This window comes from Micromonospora sp. NPDC050795 (assembly GCF_044456785.1).
Lineage (GTDB): Bacteria > Actinomycetota > Actinomycetes > Mycobacteriales > Micromonosporaceae > Micromonospora.
The window spans coordinates 63,515-80,169 of sequence record NZ_JBITGE010000033.1 but is presented as its reverse complement, the minus strand read 5'-3'; the positions used below and the strand labels follow the sequence as shown (position 1 = coordinate 80,169).

The 16,655-nt window shown below is 70.9% G+C and carries 13 protein-coding genes; 8 read left to right on the top strand and 5 right to left on the bottom strand.

The features are described from left to right. Positions 1-957: 957 nt before the first annotated feature. Positions 958-1,341: a WhiB family transcriptional regulator gene (locus ACIBEF_RS25665; RefSeq protein WP_396795677.1), complete on the bottom strand. Its 384-nt coding sequence runs from the start codon at positions 1,339-1,341 to the stop codon at positions 958-960. Positions 1,342-1,594: 253 nt separating this feature from the next. Between ACIBEF_RS25665 and ACIBEF_RS25660 the strand changes: the two genes are divergently transcribed. Beyond that, positions 1,595-2,407: a LuxR C-terminal-related transcriptional regulator gene (locus tag ACIBEF_RS25660; protein WP_396795676.1), complete on the top strand. Its 813-nt coding sequence runs from the start codon at positions 1,595-1,597 to the stop codon at positions 2,405-2,407. A 153-nt stretch (positions 2,408-2,560) separates the two neighbouring features. Here the strand turns inward: ACIBEF_RS25660 and ACIBEF_RS25655 are convergent, their stop codons facing one another. Next, on the bottom strand, positions 2,561-2,980 hold the full coding sequence (locus ACIBEF_RS25655) for a DUF5319 domain-containing protein (protein WP_355010073.1): 420 nt from the start codon (positions 2,978-2,980) through the stop codon (positions 2,561-2,563). A gap of 186 nt (positions 2,981-3,166) precedes the next feature. Between ACIBEF_RS25655 and guaB the strand changes: the two genes are divergently transcribed. Next, a complete protein-coding gene (guaB, locus tag ACIBEF_RS25650; protein ID WP_357234815.1) occupies positions 3,167-4,729 on the top strand; it encodes an IMP dehydrogenase in 1,563 nt (520 codons plus the stop codon). Between the two features lie 30 nt (positions 4,730-4,759). Continuing rightward, complete coding sequence (locus ACIBEF_RS25645) at positions 4,760-5,878, top strand: GuaB3 family IMP dehydrogenase-related protein (RefSeq protein WP_091406427.1); 1,119 nt, start codon at positions 4,760-4,762, stop codon at positions 5,876-5,878. Between the two features lie 61 nt (positions 5,879-5,939). Here the strand turns inward: ACIBEF_RS25645 and ACIBEF_RS25640 are convergent, their stop codons facing one another. Continuing rightward, positions 5,940-7,055 carry a sugar phosphate isomerase/epimerase family protein gene (locus ACIBEF_RS25640; RefSeq protein WP_396795675.1) on the bottom strand — a complete coding sequence of 372 codons (1,116 nt, stop codon included), beginning with the start codon at positions 7,053-7,055 and terminating at the stop codon, positions 5,940-5,942. A 219-nt stretch (positions 7,056-7,274) separates the two neighbouring features. On the opposite strand from ACIBEF_RS25640, the gene ACIBEF_RS25635 reads away from it, so the two are divergent. Beyond that, positions 7,275-8,678, top strand: a complete 1,404-nt coding sequence (locus ACIBEF_RS25635; RefSeq protein ID WP_396795674.1) for a M1 family metallopeptidase — start codon at positions 7,275-7,277, stop codon at positions 8,676-8,678. A 110-nt stretch (positions 8,679-8,788) separates the two neighbouring features. Continuing rightward, complete coding sequence (locus ACIBEF_RS25630) at positions 8,789-10,246, top strand: M1 family metallopeptidase (RefSeq protein ID WP_396795673.1); 1,458 nt, start codon at positions 8,789-8,791, stop codon at positions 10,244-10,246. Between the two features lie 7 nt (positions 10,247-10,253). Here ACIBEF_RS25630 and ACIBEF_RS25625 read toward each other — a convergent pair whose 3' ends face one another. Continuing rightward, entirely contained in the window at positions 10,254-11,372 is a 1,119-nt protein-coding gene (locus tag ACIBEF_RS25625; protein ID WP_396795672.1) for an LCP family protein, read from the bottom strand. A 144-nt stretch (positions 11,373-11,516) separates the two neighbouring features. On the opposite strand from ACIBEF_RS25625, the gene ACIBEF_RS25620 reads away from it, so the two are divergent. Both ACIBEF_RS25620 and guaA read left to right on the top strand, forming a co-directional pair. Then, a complete protein-coding gene (locus ACIBEF_RS25620) occupies positions 11,517-13,214 on the top strand; it encodes an FAD-dependent oxidoreductase (protein ID WP_396795671.1) in 1,698 nt (565 codons plus the stop codon). 152 nt (positions 13,215-13,366) lie between these two features. Continuing rightward, the gene (gene guaA / locus ACIBEF_RS25615) at positions 13,367-14,923 is read left to right on the top strand and encodes a glutamine-hydrolyzing GMP synthase (RefSeq protein ID WP_355010065.1); all 1,557 of its coding nucleotides are present in this window, start codon (positions 13,367-13,369) and stop codon (positions 14,921-14,923) included. 7 nt (positions 14,924-14,930) lie between these two features. Here guaA and ACIBEF_RS25610 read toward each other — a convergent pair whose 3' ends face one another. Further along, positions 14,931-15,332 carry a PspC domain-containing protein gene (locus ACIBEF_RS25610; RefSeq protein WP_396795670.1) on the bottom strand — a complete coding sequence of 134 codons (402 nt, stop codon included), beginning with the start codon at positions 15,330-15,332 and terminating at the stop codon, positions 14,931-14,933. 143 nt (positions 15,333-15,475) lie between these two features. Between ACIBEF_RS25610 and ACIBEF_RS25605 the strand changes: the two genes are divergently transcribed. Continuing rightward, positions 15,476-16,426: an NUDIX hydrolase gene (locus ACIBEF_RS25605; RefSeq protein WP_124856350.1), complete on the top strand. Its 951-nt coding sequence runs from the start codon at positions 15,476-15,478 to the stop codon at positions 16,424-16,426. The last annotated feature ends 229 nt before the right edge of the window (positions 16,427-16,655 follow it).

Genomic DNA, 16,655 nt, shown 5'->3' with positions numbered 1-16,655 from the left:
CGGCGAACGCGAGACCAGCAACAGACAGCATGCTCTTACGGAAGATCGTGTTCATGGGGGTAGCTCCTTCGGGGGTAGAACACCCGCACCACCAAGGGGGGCGGTGGTGAGGGTGTGAGCACCTCGTCCGGCGCTGCACTTTAGAAAGGGTGGAAAGTCTTGGGGTGACGCCCTGGTTCGGCGTCGGGGTCGGCGGCCTGCCGAGCGGGGGCTCGTGGCGCCGGGTCTGTGTGTAACGACCGGGGGGCCGGGGTCATTCCGGGGTTGGCCCATCCGTCGGCACCCTCGTCGTGGCGGTGCCTGCGGTCGTGGGGGTTGTAACGACCGGGGGCCGGGGTCATTCCGGGGTTGGCCCACCTTCCGGCACCCTCATCGAGGCGATGCCCTTCGGTCGTCCGTGGGGACTGCAACGACCGGGTGGAGGCTGCCATTCCGACCTGCGCGACCCGCCCTCAAGGCTCGGGCGGCGGGTCGGTGGTACTGCGATCGTCAGGGTGTGTAACGACCCCGGCCCGGCCATGATTCCAGCTCACGAGTGCGCCGTGTCACAGGACAGACATCGCATATCTCGCAGAAGTCCACGCCCCGCATCAAGCCCCAATGCCCTGAACCGGGCAAACGTCCCAGGCTGGCCGTCTCGGCTAGCCCCTTCGGGCCGCGTAAGCGGCCTTGATCCACTCGGCATCATTGAAAACGCGGTGTCCGGCTGGGCAGGATGCCCCGATATCAAGGAACCCGTGTTGATCATGATGGTCCCGGCCTCGGCCCCTGCTCCCGGCTCCTCGGGCGCCGGCCCGGCCCCTCGCCCCCGAACCCCTGCCGCAGCCGCGACGATAGGGGGCAGGGGGGCAGGGCGGGACCCTGACCACGCGAAACCGCGAGAACCGCCTGAAACGCGCGAACCGCGCCTCCGGGACGGAGGCGCGGTTCGCGGATGTCGGGGACGTGTGTGTCGGGTCAGGCGACGTTGCGTTGGGCCCGGACGGTCGACTTGTGCGGGCGACCCAGGCGGGCCTCCAGCCGTGCGACGTCGACCCGGGCGTGCCGGCGGTCTGCCAGGTCCTCCCAGCCGACGGCGAGCAGTCGCAGGCGCTCCGACTCGCTGAAGCCGCCCCACACGCCGTAAGGCTCTCGTACCGACAGGGCGTGAGCGGCGCACTCGGCGCGTACCGGGCAGGCGCGGCAGACCGACTTGGCAGTGGACTCGCGACGCAGCCGGGAAGAACCACGCTCACCGTCGGGGTGGAAGAACTGGGCGCTGTCGCGCCCTCGGCAGGCACCGAGTCGCTGCCAGTCCCAGAGATCGACGATGGGTCCGGGCAGCCTACGTACGTTCGACATCAGCACCCCTCCTCCCGCGCGGCTCCGCGAGAATCCTTATGGCCGGCATCCGGGCGGCGGGCCGCGCAGGCGCACCGTTCCCGGCCTGGATCTCCCGGTACCCGGGCTGTCGTCAACTCACACGTCTGTGATCGAAAACGTCCGAGAAATTGCGGCTTTTGCCCCATCTGTCGGAAAAGTTCGAAGGATTGCCGGGATCCCCCTCCCCAGCCGACCGCGTCATGGTCTGCTCGTTGGCGGAGAGGAGACCACAGTGCGTACCGTTCTTGTGTGCGTTCGGACACCACTCGCGGCCCAGCACCTTACTTCTGCTGCCGCGCGGCTGGGGTTGTCCGCGATCGTTCGTACCGCCGTCTCTGATCCCGAGGTGATGCTGCGTCTGGCCGAGCGACCGGCCGACGTGGTGCTGGCCGACACGGCCCTCACCCGGCCGGACAGCGCCGGCTTCGTCCGCCGGGTGTTGGCGCGTGCGCCGCAGGCGGCGGTGCTGCTGCTCGGCACCGAGGAGTCCGAGGCCGCGGCGGCCACCATCAGCGCCGGCGCCCGGGGGCTCATCCAGAATGTCGACCATGATCTGACCAGCGCGGTGGCGAAGGCACTCCTGCTGCTCACCGCGCCTGGCCGGGCCTCCCGGCAGCGGATCACCGATCCGGCCCGCGACGCGGCGGCGGTGGGTGGTTCCGGCCGCTCCGGGCCGTCGCCGCGCGGTTCCGGCGAGCCCGGCTGGACGGCCACAGCAGCCGACGGGCCGGCCGGAGTGGCGTCGGTGCCGGTGCAGCGAGGCGACGACGAGGCGGAAGCGGGGACCGGCGAGTCGGCACAGCCCGACCCGGGCCGTCCCGCCCCGAACGCCCGACCCAGTCGGGCGTCGATCGGCCTCACCGAGCGTGAGCTTCAGGTGCTGCTGGGCATGGCCGAGGGCAAGAGCAACGCGGAGATCGGCCGGGAACTGTTCGTCTCGGAGGACACCGTCAAGACGCACGCCCGCCGGCTGTTCCGCAAGCTTGGCGCCCGGGACCGGGCCCACGCGGTGGCGGCGGGCTTCCGCGCGGGTCTGGTGGCCTGACACCCGGGCAGCGCCGCCGCACAGCACGCAAGGCAGTCGGGGCACGCCACGCGGCAGCGGAGCATCCGGCGGGCCAGCGGAAGGCAAGCCGGCGACAGCAGGGGTACGCGCCCACGCGACAGCAGGGGTACGCCGCGCAGCCGCCCGGCGGGGCTACTTGGTGGCGGTCGGGGTGTCCGGCTCGTCCTCGGTGCCCTCGGACAGGGTGTCGTGCACCCCGTCCGCGTACCCCCGGGCGTAGTCCCAGGTCACGTAGTGGTCCGGGTCGGGGTCGTAGGCGGGTTCGTGCACCCGGGGCCGACCCGAGTTGAGCAGGTGCCGCAGGTTGCCGCGGAGCAGGTCCCAGTCGAAGTAGTGCGGCTCGCGGCAGTCCTCGCATTCGATCACGAGCCCGCGAACCCCGATCGGGGCCAGCAGGGCCTGGTAGATCTCCAGGTCAGCGAGGTCTTCCAGCACATCCTGCCGCTCGACGTCGGTCAGCGGATCCGGCGTCGCGTCATCGCCCGGGTCATCCAGACCCGCAGTCGGATCGGCCGGGTCGCCATTGAACGGGTCGATGGGCTCGTCGTGCACCCCCTCACCGTAGACCCAACGCGGCGCGAACGTCCGCCCCCCGGCCTCCGCGCTGGCCCGGCCTGCCACGGACGGGTCGCCCAGCTCACTGGGTACGATGAGGCGACGTGCCGGCATCGTGGCGCGCTCCGGTGCCCGCCCGCGCCACCTCGCTGAAGCCCATCCGAGCAGCTCAGGGGAGCAATCGTGGAAAATTCGCCCAGCACCGATCTTCCGGCCGGCGGCGAGCACGCCGACCTGGGCGGCCACCTGCCCGAGCTGCCGGCCGGCTCCGCCCGGGTGGTTCCGCTCGGCCTCACCTTCGACGACGTGCTGCTTCAGCCGGGCGAGTCGGACGTGGTGCCCAGCCGGGTGAATACCCGGACGAAGCTCACCCGCAACATCGAGTTGTCCATTCCGCTGCTGTCCAGCGCGATGGACACGGTGACCGAGGCCCGGATGGCGATCGCCATGGCCCGCCAGGGCGGCATCGGCGTGTTGCACCGCAACCTGTCCCTGGAGGACCAGGCGCTCCAGGTCGACCTGGTGAAGCGCTCGGAGTCCGGCATGATCACCAACCCGGTGACCGCGAGCCCGGACGACACGCTGCGCGAGGTCGACGAGCTGTGCGGGCGTTACCGCATCTCCGGTGTTCCGGTGGTGGACGGCGACGGCCAGCTGGTCGGCATCGTCACCAACCGGGACATGCGTTTCGTCTCCGAGCCGAACACTCCGGTTCGCGAGATCATGACCCACACCCCGCTGGTCACCGCGCGGGTCGGGGTGAGCAAGGACGAGGCGTTGGCGCTGCTGCGTCAGCACAAGGTCGAGAAGCTGCCGATCGTCGACGACTCGGGCCGGCTGCGTGGCCTGATCACCGTCAAGGACTTCACCAAGAGCGAGCAGTACCCGGACGCCAGCAAGGACGACGCCGGCCGGCTGCGGGTCGCCGCCGCCATCGGTGTGGGCGAGGACGCGTACAAGCGGGCCCGTGCCCTTGTCGACGCGGGCGTCGACGTGCTGATCGTGGACACCGCGCACGGTCACCAGCGGGCCGTGCTGGACATGGTCCGCCGGCTCAAGGCCGACGTGACGGTTGACATCATGGGCGGCAACGTGGCCACGTACGCGGGTGCGAAGGCGCTTGTCGACGCCGGCGCCGACGGCGTCAAGGTGGGCGTGGGGCCGGGCGCGATCTGCACCACCCGCATCGTCGCCGGGGTCGGCGTGCCGCAGGTGACCGCGATCATGGAGGCGGCCCGGGCCGCCCGCCCGGCCGGTGTGCCGGTGATCGGTGACGGCGGCATCCAGTATTCCGGCGACATCGCCAAGGCCCTGGTGGCCGGTGCCGACACGGTGATGCTCGGCAGCCTGCTGGCCGGTTGCGAGGAGAGCCCCGGCGAGCTGATCTTCGTCAACGGCAAGCAGTTCAAGACGTACCGCGGGATGGGGTCGCTCGGCGCGATGCAGTCCCGGGGTCAGGCCAAGTCGTACAGCAAGGACCGTTACTTCCAGCAGGACGTGCTCAGCGACGACAAGCTGGTTCCCGAGGGCGTGGAGGGTCAGGTGCCCTACCGGGGGCCGCTGTCCCGGGTCGCCCACCAGCTGGTCGGCGGGCTGCGGCTGGCGATGGGGTACGCCGGTGCGGAGAACATCCCCGATCTGCACCGCCGGGGCCAGCTCATCCGGATCACCGCGGCTGGTCTGAAGGAGAGCCACCCGCACGACATCCAGATGACCGTCGAGGCGCCCAACTACCACACCCGCTGATCCAACACCCCCAACCACCTGGAGTCCCCCATGCGTGACGTGGTCGAGATCGGGCTGGGCAAGACCGCGCAGCGCGGCTACCACCTGGACGACATCGCCATCGTGCCGAGCCGCCGTACCCGGGACGTCGACGACGTCTCGACGTCGTGGCAGCTCGACGCGTACCCGTTCGGCATTCCGTGCGTCGGCCACCCCTCCGACGCCACCATGAGCCCGGCCTCCGCGGTGCGGCTCGGTCAGCTCGGCGGCCTCGGCGTGCTCAACGTCGAGGGGCTCTGGACCCGCTACGAGAACCCGACCAAGGTGCTGGACGAGCTGGCCGGCCTCGACGAGGAGGCCCGCGCCACCAAGCGGCTCCAGGAGGTGTACGCCGAGCCGATCCGCCCGGACCTGATCGCCGAGCGGGTCCGCGAGCTGCGCGCCGGTGGCGGCACCGTGGCGGTGCGGGTCTCCCCGCAGCACACCCTCGCGTTGGCGCCGGTGATCCTGGACGCCGGGGTGGACATCCTGGTCATCCAGGGCACCATCGTCTCGGCCGAGCACGTGTCGACCACCGATGAGCCGCTGAACCTCAAGGAGTTCATCGCCGACCTCGATCTGCCGGTGATCGTCGGTGGCTGCACGGACTACAAGACGGCGCTGCACCTGATGCGTACCGGCGCGGCCGGCGTGATCGTGGGCATCGGTGGCGACGAGTGGTCGACCACCGAGTCGGTGCTGGGCATCCGGGTGCCGATGGCCACCGCGATCGCCGACGCCGCGGCGGCCCGCCGTGACTACCTGGACGAGACCGGTGGCCGGTACGTGCACCTGATCGCTGACGGTGACATCCAGACCTCGGGCGACATCGCCAAGGCGCTCGGCTGCGGCGCGGACGCGGTGATGCTCGGTGAGCCGCTGTCGCTCTGCGACGAGGCTCCTGCCGGTGGTGCCTGGTGGCACTCGGCGGCGAGTCACCCGTCGCTGCCCCGGGGTGCCTTCGAGGTTTCCGGTGAGCCGCTCGGGTCGATGGAGCAGTTGCTCTTCGGGCCGGCGGACGAGGCCGACGGGCAGCTCAACCTGTTCGGTGGGCTGCGTCGGGCGATGGCCAAGTGCGGTTACCGCGACCTGAAGGAGTTCCAGAAGGTCGGTCTGGTCCTCGACCGCTGACCGTTCCTGACGCGCGAAGGCCGGCCCGTGCGGGCCGGCCTTCGTCGTGTTCAGTCGGCTGTCACTTCTCCACGTAGATGGTCAGGTCGGACATGTTGCGGTAGCTGGTCGCCGCGAAGTCGAGCGACTGGCCCTTGTTGTCCGCGCCGCCGGGGGCGGTGTCCATCTCCCAGTTGGCGTGGTGGAAGTTGCGCTCGCCGATGGTCTGGAAGAACTGCTGGAAGTTGAGGTCGCCGTCGCCCAGCGGGGTCATCTGGTACCCGTTGGGAACGCCGGTGTCCCGGTCGCCGTCCTTGGCGTGGAAGAGCGGGAACCGGGTGGTCCGGTCGGCGACGGTGAGGATCGGGTCGAACAGGTCGGTCACCTCCTGGCCGGCCGGGTTGACGTACTTCTGGTGCTTGTAACGGGCCACGTAGGCCCAGTAGATGTCCAGCTCGAAGAAGACGTACCTCGGGTCGGTGATCTCGAAGAAGTACTCCAGTCGGCGGATGCCGGAGGACCGGGTCTGCCGGCCCTGCTCGTCGCGTGGGCCCCGGTCGATCAGGAAGTTGTACGCGGCGTCGTGGTTGTGCGTGTAGAGCCGCATGCCCCGGGCCTTGGCCTGCCGGCCCAGCTCGTTCCAGATGTCAGCGGCGGCGTCCCACTCTGCCTTGTACGCGCTGCTGGTCGGGTCGCTGCCGGTGCCGATGTTCTTCATGCCGAGTTCCTCGGCGATGTCCAGCTGTTGCTGGAAGGTGGCCGGCTGGATCGAGGCGTGGGTGCCGTTGGCCACCAGGCCGTTGTCGTCGAGGATCTTGCGGATCTCGGCGGGGGTGATCTGCCGGCCCAGGATCTCGGTGCTCTGGGTGTAGCCGGCGAACTCGATCTCCTTGTAACCGATCTCGGCGAGTCGGGCGAGGACGCGCTCGAAGCCGTACGGCACCCCGCTGTCGTCGGGCGCGGCGGTGATCCGGTCGCGGACGCTGTAGAGGATGATGCCGCGGTTGCGGGCCGGGATCAGCGGCTCCACCCGTAGCTCGCTCGCGTTGCCGGGGTTGGCGAGCGCGGGGGTGCCGGTGGCGAGGACGGGTAGGCCGGCCGCGCCGATCGCGGCGGCGGCGCCGGCGGAGGCGGCGAGCAGGGATCGGCGGCTGAGCCGGCCGGTGGAGGTGGCGTCGAGGGCGGTGTGGTCTGGCATGGTTCCACCTTTCGCGACGGTGGTCGGAGACCGACACTAACGTCGGTCTAAGTCGAAAGATAGGTTCGATCGACGGCAGCTTTTGTTTGATTCGACGAAAGTCACTGATGATCGTCGATACCGGCCGCGCGGCCCGCGATGCTGACTACGCTCGTCCTGACCGCAACGCGCAGGCGGCCGAGAGGCGCAGGAGGCCGCAACGCCGCAGGAGGGGTGGGCATGGTCCGGACCGGACGCAGGCTGCGCGTCGTCGCGCTGACCTGCGCGATCGGGCTGGCAGTCACCGGTTGTACCGGCGACGACCGCGACGGATTCCGGCCCGGTGCCGCCGACGTCAGCGACCCGTACGTGCCGGGGCACGGCAACGGCGGTTACGACGTCGGGCACTACGGCCTCGACGTGCGCTACGACCCGTCGACCGACCGGCTGACCGGTCGAGCCGTCATCACGGCCACCGCCACGCAGGACCTGTCCCGGTTCAACCTGGACCTGGTCGGCCTGGAGGTCCGCGCGGCCAGCGTGGGTGACGCGGCGGCCGAGCACCGGCGAAGCGACGGCGAGTTGGTGGTGACCCCCCGCGACGGACTGCCGCGCGGGCGGCAGTTCACCGTGACTGTCGAGTACGCGGGTGTCCCCACGGCCGTCGAGGACGGGGCGTTGGGCAGCGGTGGTTTCCTGCACACCGCCGACGGGGCGGTGGCTCTCGGCCAACCCGACTCGGCCGCCACCTGGTTCCCGGTCAACGACCACCCGTCGGACAAGGCCACCTACGACCTGGCGGTGACCGTTCCGGACGGCCTGGCCGCGCTGAGCATCGGCGTACCCGGGCCGAAGAGCAGCGCCGACGGCTGGACCACCTGGCGCTGGTCGGAGCGCGCCCCGATGGCCAGCTATCTGAGCACGCTCGTGATCGGTGACTACCGGGTGGTGACCGGCACGCACGCGGGTCGACCGATGGTCACGGCGGTGGCCGCGAGCCTGCCGGAGAGCGGCGGCGCGGCCACCTCGCTGACCCGCACCGGGGCGATCGTCGACTTCCTGGCCAGCCGCTTCGGCCCGTACCCGTTCGACTCGTACGGGGGGATCGTGATCGCCGACGACCGGATCGGCTACGCGTTGGAGACCCAGTCCCGGCCGGTCTACGGGCCTGGCTTCTTCGCCGACGACCGGCCGAACCCGAGCGTCGTCGCGCACGAACTGGCGCACCAGTGGTTCGGCGACAGCGTGTCGCTGACCAGGTGGAGCGACATCTGGCTCAACGAGGGCTTCGCCAGCTACGCCGAGTGGTTGTGGGAGGAGCACGACGGAGGCCGGACCGCCCAGCGCAACTTCGAGATCCAGTACGCGGCGACCGACTGGACGCAGCCGTCGGTCGAGCCGGGCCGGGAGCAGATGTTCGGCACTGCCGTCTACAAGCGCGGGGCGCTCGCCGTGCACGCGTTGCGCCGGACCGTCGGTGACGACCTCTTCTTCCGCATCCTGCGTACCTGGACCACCGAGCGGGCGGGGGGCAACGCGACCACGGCGGACCTCGTCGCGCTGGCCGAGCGGGTCGCCGGGCGGCAACTGCGTCCGCTCTTCGACGCCTGGTTGGTGGGTGGGTCGGCCCCCACACTGCCGTGATCCGGCCCCGCCGCCCGGTCGATATGCTGCCGCCTGCGAACGGCGGGTAGGCGTCGGTTCGGGCGGGACTGCGGAGGCCGTGACCGGCCACCGTGTGGAGAGGGTGTGGGATGCGCGGGACGCGGCACAGACTGCGAGTGGCTGCCGGTCTGCTGGTGACCGGTGCGCTCGCACTGTCCGGATGCGACTCAGCGGGCCCGGAGGCGGCCCCGTCACCGAGCGCGTCCCCCACTCCGGCGCGGACGTTCGCCGCGGGCGCCGACGGGGTCGGCGACGCCTACTTCCCGACCTACGGCAACGGCGGCTACGACGTCGGGCGGTATACCGTGAAGGTGCGCTACGACCCGGCCAAGGACCAGTTGACGGGTACGACAACGGTGCGGGCCACCGCGACCAGCGACCTGTCGTCGTTCAACCTCGACCTGGCCGGCCTGACCGTCAGCGCGGTCACGGTGGACGGCGCGCCGGCGACCCACAGCCGCAAGCGGAACGAGCTGGTGATCAAGCCGGCTTCCGGGCTGATCAACGGCAACGGGTTCGTCGCCGAGGTCACCTACGCGGGCAAGCCGAAGCCGCTGAAGAACGAGGCGCTCGGTGACGGTGGCTTCCTGCACACCGCCGACGGTGCCATCGCGCTGGGTCAGCCCGAGTCGGCCAGCACCTGGTTCCCGGTCAACGACCACCCGTCGGACAAGGCGGCCTACGACTTCGAGGTCACCGTCCCGAACGGCCTCACCGCGATCAGCAACGGCGTTCCCGGCGGGAAGTCCAGCACGGGCGGTTGGACCACCTGGAAGTGGTCGGAGAAGTCGCCGATGGCCAGCTATCTGAGCACGCTGGTGATCGGCAAGTTCCGGATCACCACCGGCGAGCACAAGGGTCGCCCGGTCTACAACGCGGTCACCACCACCGAGCCCAAGGGGAACGCGGACGCGTCGATGGCGCAGACCGTCGCGGTGGCCGACTACCTGGAGAGTGTGTTCGGGCCGTACCCGTTCGACGCGTACGGCGGTGTGGTGATCTCCGACAGCCGGATCTCCTACGCCCTGGAGACCCAGAGCCGACCGGTCTACGCGGCGAGCTTCTTCCGGCGGGGCGAGAACACCGAGGTCGTCGCCCACGAGCTGGCCCACCAGTGGTTCGGCGACAGCGTCGCGTTGGCCAGGTGGGAGGACATCTGGCTCAACGAGGGCTTCGCGACGTACGCGGAGTGGCTCTGGGCCGAGCACACCGAGGCGTACACCGCCAAGGAGGCGTTCGACAACCGGTACGCCAGCATGTCCGCGCGGGTGTGGCAGACACCGCCGGGCAGGCCGGGCGCGGAGAAGCTGTTCAGCGAGTCGGTGTACCAGCGCGGCGGCATGACCCTGCACGCCCTGCGGGTGGCCGTCGGCGACAAGGCGTTCTTCGAGATCATCAAGACCTGGGCGGCGGAGAAGCGCGACGGCACCGCCACCACCGCCGAGTTCGTGGCCCTGGCCGAGCGCATCTCCGGCAAGCAGCTCGACGCGCTCTTCGACGCCTGGCTCTACGGCACGAAGAAGCCGGCCCAGCCCAAGCGGCTCTGAGCCGCGGTCAGTTCTTCACGACAAGTTTGGGGTGGGCGGCCAGGTAGGCGTCGGCGCGGCCGGCGCGGAGTTCGGTGAGGAACTTCCGGCCCTCGGTGGTGAGCTGTTCACCCCGGTAGGCGCTGCCCTTGCCGACGCCGGAACCGGGTAGCCCGACCAGCGTGAAACGGTTCTCCGGCAGGCCACTGAGGGCGTACGCGATGTCGACGATCCGGCGTCCGCCCACGTAGACGAGCGTGTCGCCCAGCGCGGAGACCACCTGGTCGACGCGCTCGGGTTGCTTGGCCAGACCCTCGTCCAGGATCTTGCGGGTCATCGCCCGGATCAGCTGCTGCTGGTGGCGCTGCCGGGCGTAGTCGCCGCCGGTGATGTAGCGCTGCCGCGCGTAGTCCAGCGCCTGCCAGCCGTTGAGGTGCATCTCGCCCTTCTCGTAGACCTGCTGCGGTCCCTTGTAGCCGCCCGGCGCGCTCTCCCGGTACTTGCCGTCCGGTCGGCGGTGCAGCGACTCGACCCGCTGGTCGATGTAGATGTCCACCCCACCCAGGGCGTTGACCAGCCGGTCGAACCCGTTGAAGGTGAGCACCGCGCCCGCGTCGATGCGCAGCCCGGTGTAGCCGCTGACAGTGCTGCGCAGCAGCTCGTACCCCTGGTCCGTGCTGGGTTGTTTGGGTTTGCCCGGCACCCGGCTGCCGAAGCTCATGGCGTGCGTGAGTTTGGTCTTGCCACCCTTGTAGCCGGCCTTCGGGAACGCCGGGATGTCCACCAGCAGGTCGCGGGGGAGTGAGAAGAGGTACGCCCGATCCAACCCCTTGGGTACGTGCAGCACCAGCACGGCGTCGGAGTGCGGCTCCCATCCGGGCACGCTGACCCGGGTGTCCACACCCACCAGCAGCAGGTTGAGCGGGCCGGTGATGTCCGCGCCCGGCGGTGGGCCGCTGGGGCTCGGGGTCGGCGTGCCGACTGGTGACGGGGTCGGTGAGCCGGCCACCGGACCGCCGCCCGGCTTGTTGTCGCCGGTCAGACGGGTGATCACCACGGTGCCGGCCGCGATCAGCGCGACGACGGCGAGGGCCGCCAACCCCAGCAGCAGCCACCGTCGGCGCGGCGCCATCGACCCGAGAACCATGTGATTTCCTTCCACCCGTCTGGTGAACAACGTTCCGACGGGTGCTCCGGGTTGCGGCCGGGAGGCGCCGGGTCGGTCGGCCGGAGCATGATCGCGCGAAAAGTGCCGCTGGCGCGAGCGCTACTCGCGAGTAATGATGCGTCCATGCGGTACGACGTGGTCGTCATCGGGTCCGGCTTCGGTGGCAGCGTCACCGCGCTCCGACTGGCCGAGAAGGGCTATTCGGTCGCGGTGCTGGAAGCCGGCCGCCGCTTCGCCGACGACGAGTTCCCGCAGACGTCCTGGCGGGTCCGCCGGTTCCTCTGGGCGCCCAAGCTGGGCTGCTACGGCATCCAACGGCTCACCCTGCTCCGCCCGGCCGGTCGACGATCCGGCGGTGGGGTGCTGGTGCTCTCCGGTGCCGGGGTGGGCGGCGGTTCGCTGGTCTACGCGAACACCCTCTACGAACCGCTGCCGGCCTTCTACGACGACCCGCAGTGGCGGGACATCACCGACTGGCGCGACGAGTTGGCCCACCACTACGACCAGGCCAAACGGATGCTCGGCGTCACCACGTACCCGGTGCACACCGGCGCGGACCGCGCCATGCGCGCGGTGGCCGAGCGGATGGGGGTGGGGCACACCTTCCACGCCACCCCGGTGGGCGTGCACATCGGCCGGCCCGGCGAGCGGATCGCCGACCCGTACTTCGGCGGTGCCGGCCCGGAGCGCACCGGCTGCCTGCACTGCGGTTCGTGCATGACCGGCTGCCGGCACGGGGCGAAGAACACCCTCGTCAAGAACTACCTCTGGCTCGCCGAACGGCTCGGGGTCACGGTCCGTCAGTTGACCACGGTGACCGCCGTCCGGCCCGCCGACGGCGGCGGGTACGAGGTGCACACCGAACGCACCGGCGCCTGGCTGCGCAAGGGTCGGCAGGTCATCCACGCCGACCAGGTGGTCTTCGCCGCCGGGGCGCTGGGCACCCAGCGACTGCTGCACGGGTTGCGGGCCGACGGTGCGCTACCCGGGCTCTCGCCCCGCCTCGGCGAGCTGACCCGGACCAACTCGGAGGCGATCCTCGGCGCCTCGGTGCCCCGGCGACGGGCCCGGTCCGAGCGGTTGGACTACACCGAGGGGGTGGCCATCACCAGTTCGTTCCACCCGGACCCGCAGACACACGTCGAGCCGGTCCGCTACGGGCGGGGCTCCAACGTGATGGGGCTGCTCCAGTCGCTGCTGGTCGACGGCGGCCCACACCGGGTGCGCCGCTGGCTGGGCAGCATCGTGCGGCAGCCCCGGTTGGCGGCGCGGATGCTGTCGGTACGCGGCTGGTCGGAACGGACGGTGATCGCCCTGGTCATGCAGTCCGTGGACAACTCGCTGACCACCCGGTGGCGGCGTGGCCCGCTCGGCAGCAGGTTGGTCACCGGCCCGGGCCACGGCGCGCCCAGCCCCACCTGGATCCCCGCTGGCAACACCGCGGCCCGAATGCTCGCCGACGAGATCGGCGGCACCCCCGGCGGTTCCCTCACCGAACCGTTCGACATCCCGATGACCGCGCACATCCTGGGCGGAGCGGTCATCGGCGCCACCCCGGCCGACGGGGTTATCGACCCCTGGCACCGGGTGTACGGGCACGTCGGGCTGCACGTGGTCGACGGCGCGGCCGTCTCGGCCAACCTGGGCGTGAACCCGTCCCTGACGATCACCGCACAGGCGGAACGGGCGATGTCCTTCTGGCCCAACAAGGGCGAGCAGGACCCCCGGCCGCCGCTCGACTCCCCGTACCGCCGTCTGCCCCCCGTACCCCCGCAAAACCCGGCGGTCCCGCCGCACGCCCCGGGCGCGCTGCGACAGTGACCCGCCGCCACCTCCGCGATCTTGCACTTTCGGATGTCGCTAAGCGGCATTCGTGGCCTTTGTCGGGGCAGAAAGTGCAAGATCGCCGGGAGAGTGGATTGCCGGCGAGCCGGTGCCGGCAGCGACCGTGACTGTCGGTAGGCTTCGTGCACATGAGCCTGCCTCGCCCAGTCCTCGTGGTGGACTTCGGAGCCCAGTACGCCCAGCTCATCGCCCGCCGGGTCCGTGAGGCGAAGGTCTACTCCGAGATCGTGCCGCACTCGATGCCGATCGCCGAGATGCTGGCGAAGAACCCGGCCGCGATCATCCTGTCCGGCGGCCCGTCCAGCGTCTACGCCCCGGACGCGCCGCAGATCGACGCGGGCGTGTTCAGCGCCGACGTGCCGGTCTTCGGCATCTGCTACGGCTTCCAGGCGATGGCCCAGGCGCTCGGCGGCACCGTCACCAGGACCGGCAACCGTGAGTACGGTGGCACCCCGCTGCGCCCCCGCCTCCTCGACCCCGGTGTGCTGCTGCGTGACCTGCCGGCGGACCTGCCGGTCTGGATGAGCCACGGCGACTGCGTCACCGAGGCACCCGAGGGCTTCACGGTGACCGCCGAGTCGGCCGGCGCGCCGGTCGCCGCCTTCGAGGACCTGGCCGGTCGCCGGGCCGGCGTGCAGTTCCACCCGGAGGTCGGCCACACCGCGCACGGCCAGGAGATGCTGACCCGCTTCCTCTACGACATCGCCGGCATCGAGCCGACCTGGACTCCCGAGAACATCATCGACGAGCAGGTCGCCCGGATCCGCGCCCAGATCGGCGACAAGGAGGTCATCTGCGGCCTCTCCGGCGGAGTCGACTCGGCGGTCGCCGCGGCGCTCGTGCACAAGGCCGTCGGTGACCAGCTCACCTGCGTCTTCGTCGATCACGGCCTGCTGCGCGCCGGCGAGGCCGAACAGGTCGAGAAGGACTACGTCAGCGCCACCGGCATCAAGCTGAAGGTGGTTGACGCCACCGACCGGTTCCTCGGCGCGCTCGCCGGGGTGACCGACCCGGAGCAGAAGCGCAAGATCATCGGTCGGGAGTTCATCCGGGTCTTCGAGGCCGCGGCCCGCGAGATCGCCGCACACGGCGACGTCGAGTTCCTCGTCCAGGGCACCCTCTACCCAGACGTGGTGGAGTCCGGCGGCGGGACCGGCACCGCCAACATCAAGAGCCACCACAACGTCGGCGGCCTCCCGGAGGACCTGAAGTTCGCGCTGGTCGAGCCGCTGCGCACCCTCTTCAAGGACGAGGTCCGCACCCTCGGCCTCCAGTTGGGCCTGCCCGAGGCGATGGTCTGGCGGCACCCGTTCCCCGGCCCCGGCCTGGCCATCCGGATCATCGGCGCGGTCGACCAGGAGCGGCTCGACCTGCTCCGCCAGGCCGACCTGATCGCCCGCGAGGAGCTGACCGCCGCCGGCCTCGACCGGGGTGTCTGGCAGTTCCCCGTGGTGCTGCTCGCCGACGTGCGCAGCGTCGGTGTGCAGGGAGACGGGCGCAGCTACGGGCACCCCGTGGTGCTGCGCCCGGTCTCCAGCGAGGACGCGATGACCGCCGACTGGTCCCGGCTGCCCTACGACATCGTGGCCCGGATCTCGACCCGGATCACCAACGAGGTCGCCGAGGTCAACCGGGTGGTCCTGGACGTCACCAGCAAGCCGCCGGGCACCATCGAGTGGGAGTGAGCGCCGCTCAGGCCGCCGGCGGCGGGCTGGACGGGGTCGACGGCGGCGTCGTCGGCGGGTGGAGCGGGGTCGTCGGCGGGTAGGGCGGCGTCGAGGCGTTTCCCTGCGGTGGTCCGCCGGGCGCGGGCCCGGCGGTGGGCGGCGGGCCGTTCTGCGGCGCGACGCCCGCGGTGTGCGGCCAGGCCGGCGCGCCGCTGGGCTCCTCCGGCATCAGGAACCACATGATCGGGTACGCGAACAGCGCGAGCCCGCCGGTGAGCAGCCCGGTGACCGCGAAGATCACCCGGACCAGTGTGGGATCGACGGCGAAGTAGCGGCCGACGCCGCTGGCGACCCCGGCGACCATGCGATCGGTGGTGGGTCGCCGGAGCTGCTTGTACGGAGCGTGGGGAGCGGTGGTCGATGTCATACCCCCACAGTCCGCGCTGGTGCCCGGCCCGCCCTCGGTGACCGCCCGGATCCTTACCCTGACCAATCCCTGACCGGGGCCAGATAGTCAGGAATCCGACTCTTTTCCGTTCCGGTAACCCGGCCCGGGGAGAATTTGCTCCCGTGACCACCTTGCTCAAGCCGCTCCGCAGGATCGCGGCATACGCAGTTTGTGCTGATTCAAGCGGCCGAGTCCTGCTGGTCCGCGCATCGGAGCGCTCCGGCACCCCTGGCACGTGGTCGCTGCCCGGAGGGGCGGTCGACCACGGCGAGGACCCGAACCACACGGTCGTCCGCGAGACCGCCGCCGAAACCGGCCTCTCCGTCGCCGTCTCCGGCCTGGCCGACGTGCTCGCCGACATGCGGGCACTCCCCGACCGTGGCATCACCATCCACACCGACCGGCTGATCTACCGGGTTGCCGTGCGCGGTGGCACGCTCGCCGACCGGGTCGGCGAGCGCCCCACCGACCTGGCCCGGTGGTACACCCTCGACGAGGCGCGCGAGCTGCCGCTGCGCTCGTTCACCGCACGCGCCCTCGGGCTGCCCGCCTCCTCGGCCGACGTGGTGCCCGACGAGGCACCCGAGTTCCCCTCCTTCTACGCCGTGCCCGGCCCCGACGGGCTGCACCGGGCCCAGCGCTTCGCCGCGTACGCGGTCTGCACCGACCCCGCCGGCCGAGTGCTGCTCACCCGCATCTCCGACGGCTACCCCGGCGCCGGCTGCTGGCACCTACCCGGAGGCGGCACCGACTACGGCGAACAGCCCGGCGCGGCACTCATCCGGGAGCTGATCGAGGAAACCGGCCAGGCCGGCCGCCTCGTCGAGCTGCTCGGCGTCGCGAGTCACCGCGACGCCGCCTCACTCGGCCCCGAGGGTTACCCGATCGACTGGCACGGCGTACGCGCCTTCTACCGGGTCGTCGTCGACCAGCCCAACCCGCTGACCGTCGCCGACGTGGGCGGCTCCACCTGCGAGGCCCGCTGGTTCGGCCGCGAGGAGTTGGGCGCCCTCCCCACCGACCGCCTCACCGAGGTGACCGCCGAAGCAGTCCAGGCCGCCCAACTCACCTGACTCCCGACCGATCCGCGAGGAGCGAGCGGCGCACCGCGCGTCGGGCGTCGGGCTTCGGGCCTTGCGCGTCGGGCCTCAGGCGTTGGGCGTTGGGCCTCGCCTGTGATCCACTCGGGTTCCTTGAAAACGCGGTGTCCCGGGCGCTGGAATACCGCGTCTTCCATGAACCCGAGTGGATCACCGTCAGTCTCGACTCCGGCAACGCGAATGGACTCCACAACGCGGGCTG

Excerpts from the sequence above, each read along its gene's own strand:
- ACIBEF_RS25640 (WP_396795675.1), bottom strand. The coding sequence starts at position 7,055 with ATGCCAGACCACACCGCCCTCGACGCCACCTCCACCGGCCGGCTCAGC.
- ACIBEF_RS25620 (WP_396795671.1), top strand. The coding sequence starts at position 11,517 with ATGCGGTACGACGTGGTCGTCATCGGGTCCGGCTTCGGTGGCAGCGTC.
- ACIBEF_RS25635 (WP_396795674.1), top strand. The coding sequence starts at position 7,275 with ATGGTCCGGACCGGACGCAGGCTGCGCGTCGTCGCGCTGACCTGCGCG.
- ACIBEF_RS25610 (WP_396795670.1), bottom strand. The coding sequence starts at position 15,332 with ATGACATCGACCACCGCTCCCCACGCTCCGTACAAGCAGCTCCGGCGA.
- ACIBEF_RS25645 (WP_091406427.1), top strand. The coding sequence starts at position 4,760 with ATGCGTGACGTGGTCGAGATCGGGCTGGGCAAGACCGCGCAGCGCGGC.
- ACIBEF_RS25630 (WP_396795673.1), top strand. The coding sequence starts at position 8,789 with ATGCGCGGGACGCGGCACAGACTGCGAGTGGCTGCCGGTCTGCTGGTG.
- guaA (WP_355010065.1), top strand. The coding sequence starts at position 13,367 with ATGAGCCTGCCTCGCCCAGTCCTCGTGGTGGACTTCGGAGCCCAGTAC.
- ACIBEF_RS25625 (WP_396795672.1), bottom strand. The coding sequence starts at position 11,372 with ATGGTTCTCGGGTCGATGGCGCCGCGCCGACGGTGGCTGCTGCTGGGG.
- ACIBEF_RS25665 (WP_396795677.1), bottom strand. The coding sequence starts at position 1,341 with ATGTCGAACGTACGTAGGCTGCCCGGACCCATCGTCGATCTCTGGGAC.